Source organism: Kitasatospora sp. NPDC006697, from assembly GCF_042869935.1.
Taxonomy (GTDB): Bacteria; Actinomycetota; Actinomycetes; order Streptomycetales; family Streptomycetaceae; genus Kitasatospora.
In genome coordinates, this window is sequence record NZ_JBIAGU010000007.1 from 221562 (window position 1) to 227631 (window position 6070).

At 75.7% G+C, this 6070-nt stretch carries 6 protein-coding genes and 1 pseudogene; 1 reads left to right on the plus strand and 6 read right to left on the minus strand.

The window, feature by feature from the left end; genetic code table 11:
- Window positions 1-15 precede the first annotated feature (15 nt).
- The 6 genes from ACFYNO_RS12600 to ACFYNO_RS12625 form a co-directional block, all read right to left on the minus strand.
- Window positions 16-858 carry a spermidine synthase gene (locus ACFYNO_RS12600; RefSeq protein WP_388009793.1) on the minus strand — a complete coding sequence of 281 codons (843 nt, stop codon included), beginning with the start codon at window positions 856-858 and terminating at the stop codon, window positions 16-18.
- Window positions 855-1817 carry an alpha/beta hydrolase gene (locus ACFYNO_RS12605; protein ID WP_388009796.1) on the minus strand — a complete coding sequence of 321 codons (963 nt, stop codon included), beginning with the start codon at window positions 1815-1817 and terminating at the stop codon, window positions 855-857. Before ACFYNO_RS12605 ends, ACFYNO_RS12600 begins: the two co-directional genes overlap by 4 nt.
- 59 nt (window positions 1818-1876) lie before the next feature.
- Window positions 1877-3022 (minus strand): AI-2E family transporter, encoded by a 1146-nt coding sequence (locus tag ACFYNO_RS12610; RefSeq protein ID WP_388009799.1) that lies wholly within the window; start codon window positions 3020-3022, stop codon window positions 1877-1879.
- A gap of 72 nt (window positions 3023-3094) precedes the next feature.
- On the minus strand, window positions 3095-4210 hold the full coding sequence (locus tag ACFYNO_RS12615; RefSeq protein WP_388009802.1) for a winged helix DNA-binding domain-containing protein: 1116 nt from the start codon (window positions 4208-4210) through the stop codon (window positions 3095-3097).
- Window positions 4207-4965, minus strand: coding sequence for a glycerophosphodiester phosphodiesterase (locus ACFYNO_RS12620; RefSeq protein ID WP_388009805.1), 759 nt, complete (start codon window positions 4963-4965; stop codon window positions 4207-4209). The genes ACFYNO_RS12615 and ACFYNO_RS12620 overlap by 4 nt, the downstream gene beginning before the upstream one ends.
- An 88-nt stretch (window positions 4966-5053) precedes the next feature.
- Complete coding sequence (locus tag ACFYNO_RS12625; protein ID WP_388009808.1) at window positions 5054-5470, minus strand: molybdopterin-binding protein; 417 nt, start codon at window positions 5468-5470, stop codon at window positions 5054-5056.
- A 122-nt stretch (window positions 5471-5592) separates the two neighbouring features.
- Here ACFYNO_RS12625 and ACFYNO_RS12630 point away from each other — a divergent pair.
- Window positions 5593-6070: pseudogene (locus tag ACFYNO_RS12630) on the plus strand (hypothetical protein); the annotation flags it as partial.

A 6070-nucleotide genomic window follows, 5' to 3' on the forward strand; every position in this document is an offset into this window, starting at 1 on the left:
CGGGTTCCAGGGCCGTCACCCAATACTGAACGCCCCCGCCGGCGGAGCGGGCGACATCCGCGCCTCGGTGTCCGGAACCGGGGCGGACCGCCCGGCGAGCGCGGCCAGGTCGGCGCCGTCCATCAGGCGGGCCGGGAACGGGTCGGCGGCCAGGCGGCGGGTCAGGGCGGCGGCGGGCAGCGGCCGGGCGGAGCCGAGCAGCAGCAGGTTGCCGTAGCGGCGGCCGCGGAGCACCGGGGGTTCGGCGATCAGGCAGGTGTGCGGGAAGACGGCGGCGACGGTGGCGGCCTGGGCGGCGGTGAAGTCCAGCGGGGCGCCGTCGGCGAGGTTGGCCGCGTAGCAGCCGTCGGCCCGCAGGACGCGGGCGGCGAGGCGGACGAACTCGACCGAGGTGAGGTGGGCCGGGGTGCGGGAGCCCTGGAAGACGTCGACCACCACCAGGTCCCAGGCCGCGGGCGCGGCGGCGGCCAGCTGCTCGCGGGCGTCGCCGACCCGCACGGTGAGGGCGTCCCGGTCCCACGGCAGCGCCTCGGCCACCAGCTCGACCAGCGGGCCGTCCGCCTCCACCGCCAGCTGGCGGGAGCCGGGGCGGGTGGCGGCCAGGTAGCGGGGCAGGGTGAGCGCGCCGCCGCCCAGGTGCAGGGTGTCCAGCGGCGCGCCCTCGGGGGCGAGCGCGTCGGCCAGGTGGCCGAGGCGGCGGGTGTACTCGAACTCCAGCCGGGTCGGGTCGGCCAGGTCGACGTAGGACTGCGGGGTGCCGTCCACGGTGAGCAGCCAGCTGCCCGGGTCGTCGATGTCCGGCATCAGCTTGGCGGTGCCGAAGGCGGTCTCCCGCAGCACCGGTATGGGATCGGTCACTGGTAGGCCTTCAGCCAGCGGTCCAGCTCCTCGAAGACCCGGGCCCTGGCCTCGGGTCCGGAGAGCACCAGGTCGTGCACCCCGCCCTCGATCCGCACCACGGTGACGGTGCGGCCCAGCCGGGGGCCGAGCGCGGCGATGTCGTCGGCCCGCAGCACGGCGTCCCGGTGGTAGAGCGCCGGGTCCCACTTGGACTTGGCGACGCTGCCGGCCGAGGCCATCAGCAGCACCGGCACCTCCAGGCCCAGCCCGCGCCGCACCTGCTGGTGGCCGCGCTGGATGGCGGCCAGCCAGCCGGCGTAGAGCGGGAAGCCCTCGGCGGGCTTGAGCGAGAGGTCGAAGTCCCAGCTGCCGCGGTGGTCGCGGTGCAGGCTGTGCACGTAGTGCGGGCTGAGGCCGCTGGGCAGCTTGCGGGTGGCGGCCAGCCGGCCCAGCGCGCCGACCGCGGGGGCGCCGAGCACCCGCACGGCCGGGGCGGTGGGCATGGCGAGGAACGGGCTGTTCAGGAAGAGCCCGTTCACCAGGCCGCGCCCGGTGCGGCGGGCGGCCCAGAGCGCGGTGACCAGGCCGCCGGTGGAGTGGCCGTTCACCAGCAGCTCGGTGTGGCCGTCCTGCTCGCGGATGATCCGGACGGCCGCGTCCAGCTCCTCGTCGTACTCGGTGAGGTCGCGGACGTAGTTGGGCGACTGGTGCGGGCGCAGCGAGCGGCCGTACTTGCGCAGGTCCAGGGCGTAGAAGGAGTAGCCGAGCTCGATGAAGTGGTCGGCCAGGTGGGTCTGGAAGAAGTAGTCGACGTACCCGTGCACGTAGAGCACCGCCCGGCGCGGGGCGGCCGGGTCGCTCGGCGGCGGGGCGAGCCGGCGGACCAGGGTGGCGCCGACCGGGCCCTCGGTGTCGGGGCGCAGTTCGAGTTCGGCGGCCTCGTAGGGCTCGCCGAGGATGTCGATTCCGAATTCCACGGCGCCGACTTTACTGGCTCGTCCCAGGTCGGCGCCCCCGGACGGCCGCCGCCGCTCCGTCATGTCCCGCTCTCCTCGGCCGGTCTGCCGTTCCGTTCCGCCTTCAGCCGGGACCGCCGGCCGGGCCGGCCGCGCAGCACGTCGACGATGCCCAGGCCGGCCGCGCAGAGCGGCACGGCGAGCAGGGCGCCGAGGATGCCGGCCACGCCGGAGCCGGCCACCACGGCGATCATGATGGTGGCCGGGTGCAGTTCGACGGTGCGGCTCTGGATCAGCGGCTGCAGGATGTTGCCCTCCACGGCCTGCACGGCGAGCACCACGCCGAGCGCCCAGATCGCCTTGCCGAGCCCGCCGTCGGCCAGCGCGACCAGCACGGCGACGGTGCCGGAGAGGAAGGCGCCGACGAACGGGATGTAGGCGCCCATGAAGACCAGCGCGCCCAGGCCGGCCGCGCCCGGCACGTCCAGGATCAGCAGGCCGATGGTGATGAAGGTGGCGTCGATCAGCGCGATCAGCGTGGTGCCGCGCATGAAGCCGGCCATCGCCTCGAAGGCCTGCCGGCCGCAGAGGACCACCAGGTCGCCCTGCTTGCCGGGGAGGAAGGAGCGGACCAGGGCCTCGCTCCGGTCGCCGTCGCGCAGGAAGAAGAAGACCAGCGCCAGGGTGAGGATCGCGCCGGTGACCACCTGGGCGGCCAGGCCGAGGCCGGAGACCACGCCGTCGGCGATCTGGGCGGCGAAGGAGGTGCCCGCGTTGGAGGTCTGCTTGAGGGTGTCCTGCAGGCTCTTGCCGAGCGGGCCGAGCCGGGCCGCCAGCTGGTCGCCGGCCTGCTGCAGCGCGTGGGTGATCTCCGGGGCGCTGTGCACCAGGGAGTTGACCAGCAGGTAGAGGGCGCCGGCCACGCCGGCGACCAGCACCACGCAGGTCAGTCCGGCGGCCGCGCCGCGCCCGAGGCCGCGGCGGACCAGCAGCGGCATCACGGGCTCCAGCAGCGAGGTGGCGAGCAGCGCGACGATCAGCGGCACGGTGGCCGCGCGCAGCTCGACCGCCGCGAAGACCACCAGGGCGCCCACGGTGATGAAGAGGATCACCGCCACGGACCAGGCGGCCGCCCGGCGCACCGCGGGCGGCAGCAGGCCGGCCGGCGGGGCGTCAGCCGGCGCCGAGGCGGACTCGGGCACCGCGGGCTCAGACAGATCGGACATAGCGCCATTAAATGTGATGAACATTTACCCGGCTGGCTGCTCCATCGGCGCGTCGTCCGGCCGCCGCCCGGCTCAGGGCTCCTCGAAGCGCACCTCGCGGGCCGCCGCCTCGGGCGCCGCGAAGTCCAGCAGCCGCTCCGCCTCCACCCCGGCCGCCGCGCGGTCCGCCCGGCCGAGCGCCGCGAACGGCCTGAGCACCGCCGCCGCCCGGTCCCGCTCGCGCACCACCTGCCAGGTGCCCGCGACGAAGCCGTCCACCAGCACCGTGCCCGCGACCAGCCCGTTCACCGTCATCACCCGGGTGCGGTGCTCCTCGGCCAGCACCCGGGAGCGGTCGGCGTGCGAGAGCAGCAGGTTGTCGAAGGGGGCGACCAGCCGCACCGGCACCGCCGTCCCCGCGTCCGGGCGCGGCGCGTCGGGCAGGTCGTGGAGCACCCGGCCCCGCTCGTCCCGGAACTCGGCCAGCCGGTCCCGCAGCCGGGTCAGCACGGGGGCCATCCGGGTGAGCCCGGACCACTTCTGCAGGTCGGCCGCGGTGGCCGGGCCGAAGGCGGCCAGGTAGCGCAGCGCCAGCTCCTCGCGCACCGCCTCCTGGTCGGCGCCGGAGTCCAGCGGCCGGCCCAGCCACTGCTCGGCGGTGGTGTGCGCGGCGGCGCCGCCGGTCCGCCAGAGCCCACGCGGCGGCACCTGGACCAGGGCCAGCCTGGCCCGCAGCACCTGGGCCAGCGCGGCCGGGTCCCGGTCCGGGTGGGCGGCGCCGAGCAGCTCGCCGAGCTCCTGGAAGGTGCGCGGCTGCTCCTCGACCAGGGCCCGGCCCCGGTCGGTCAGCGCGTCCAGGTCCAGCCCGGCGAGCAGCCGGCCGCGGCTGCCCCTGAGGTTCTGCTCCAGCACCGGCCGGAAGAGCGGGCGCAGCCGCAGGCAGTCCTCGGCGGTGACCAGGTGGATGGTGGCGCGCTGCAGCCCGAGTCGGACCGCCCGGCGCTGCTCCACCAGTGCGGTCAGCTGCTCGGGGCGGGCCTGCGGCAGCCGGGTCCAGAGGCCGTAGTAGGGCGGGTCGGTGGCCTGCGCCTGGAGGCCGATCAGATGGGTGATCAGCTCCTCGGGCGTCAGGTCGGCGGGCGCCAGCAGGTGCTGGCGGGCGAGCAGGGCGCGGTTCAGTTCGCGGCGGTCCAGCACCGGTGGGGTCACTTGCCGCCCCGGGCCCCGCGGCGGTCCAGCTCCTGGCGCAGGATGTCGATCCGGTTGGTGGTCACCGAGGCCACCCCGAGCTCGCACATCCGGCGCATGGTGCGGCGCAGGTCCACCGTCCAGGTGGCCACGCCCAGCCCGGCCTCGGCGGCCCGCTCGACCAGGCGGCGGTCCACCAGGCCGAACGGCGGGTTGAGGTAGCGCGGGCGCAGGTCGTCCAGCAGCGGCCGGACCGGCAGCTCGGGCCGCTGCCAGGTGAGCGAGATCGGGGTCCGCGGTGCGACCTCGCGCACCGCGAACATCGCGGGCGCCGGCCCGCAGAACGCCACCAGCTCCTCCGCGCCCAGCGCGGTGACGGCCTCCCAGGCGGCCCGCGCCGGTCCGGGCTCGTCCAGGTCGATCAGCAGCCGGACGCCCGGGCGCGCCCCCTCCGTCTGGCCGGCCTCGGCGAACAGCTTCAGCGCCTCGGTGAGGGTGGGCACCCGCAGGCCGCCGGCGAACTTCTGGGCGGCCAGCTGCGTGCTGGTCAGCGCGCCGATCGGCCGGTCCAGCTGCCAGAGCCGCTTGAGCGTCTGGTCGTGCAGCAGCACCGGCACCCGGTCGCGGGTGAGCTGGACGTCCACCTCGACGGCGTCCGCCCCCGCGGCCAGCGCGCCGGAGATCGCGGCGAGGGTGTTCTCGCGGTGCCGGTAGGGGTCGCCGCGGTGCGCGACGGCGAGCGGCGTGGACCCGGCGGGGGTGGTGGGCTGTGTCATCGGGAGGCCTTCCGGAGCCGAGGAGTCATCGGATCGACGTGCCCGGGGCACGGCGCTCCGCTGGGTGGGTGGGCCGGCTGATGGCGAGTCAGCTGCGTTCGATCATCACATTGGTCGACTTGATGACCGCGGTCGCGGGTGCCCCGGGCACCAGGCCCAGCTCCTCCGCCGAGTCCCGGCTGATCAGCGACACCACCCGGAAGGGGCCCGCCTGGATCTCCACCTGTGCGGCCACGTCGCCGAGCACCACCTGCGTGACGATCCCCGGGAACCGGTTGCGCGCCGAGGAGGGCCGCCCCTCCGCCTCCGCCGCGCCCGGCTTGGCCAGCTCGCGCGCGAACGCCGCGAGCGGCTCGCCCGGGATGATCCGGTGCCCGTGCTCGTCCCGCTCCGCGGCCACCCGGCCCGCGTCGACCCAGCGCCGCATGGTGTCGGCGCTGACCCCGAGCAGCGCGGCGGCCTCGCCGATGCGGTAGTGGTTGACCGACCGGCCCGGCTGGCCCATGGTGCTCGCTCCCTCGCTCGACCGTGATCCACGACGCTCCCCATCCTGCCGCATCCGCCGCGGCCGCCGGTGCCACGGCCGGTAGGTTGTCGACCAGCGGTCGACGGTCGGGGGGAGCACGGGTGAACGGGGCGACGGGTGCCGGCTGGCTGCGGGTGCCCGTGGGCCCCGAGGCCGCGCGCTGGGCCACCCGCGGGGGCTGCCGGCGGGTGCTGCTGGTGGTGCACAACGTCACCTCGGCCACCCGGCTGCTCGACGTGCTGCCGCTCTTCCGCGACGACCTGCGGGTGCAGCTGCTGGCGACCTGCACGGGCTCCTCGCCGTTCCAGGCGGGCGTGCCGGAGCTGCTGGCCGTGGTCGGCGTGCCGGTGCTGCCCTGGGAGCAGGCGCTGGCCACGCCGGTGGAGCTGGCGGTGTCGGCCAGCTTCGGGGGTGAACTGGGGGCGCTGCGGGGGAAGTTGATGGTCCTTTCGCATGGGGTTGGGTACAATAAGACGCTCCCAGCGTCGAGCGTCGAGCGTCGAGCGTCGAGCGTCGAGCGTCGAGCGTCGAGCGTCGAGCGTCGAGCGTCGAGCGTCGAGCGTCGAGCGTCGAGCGTCG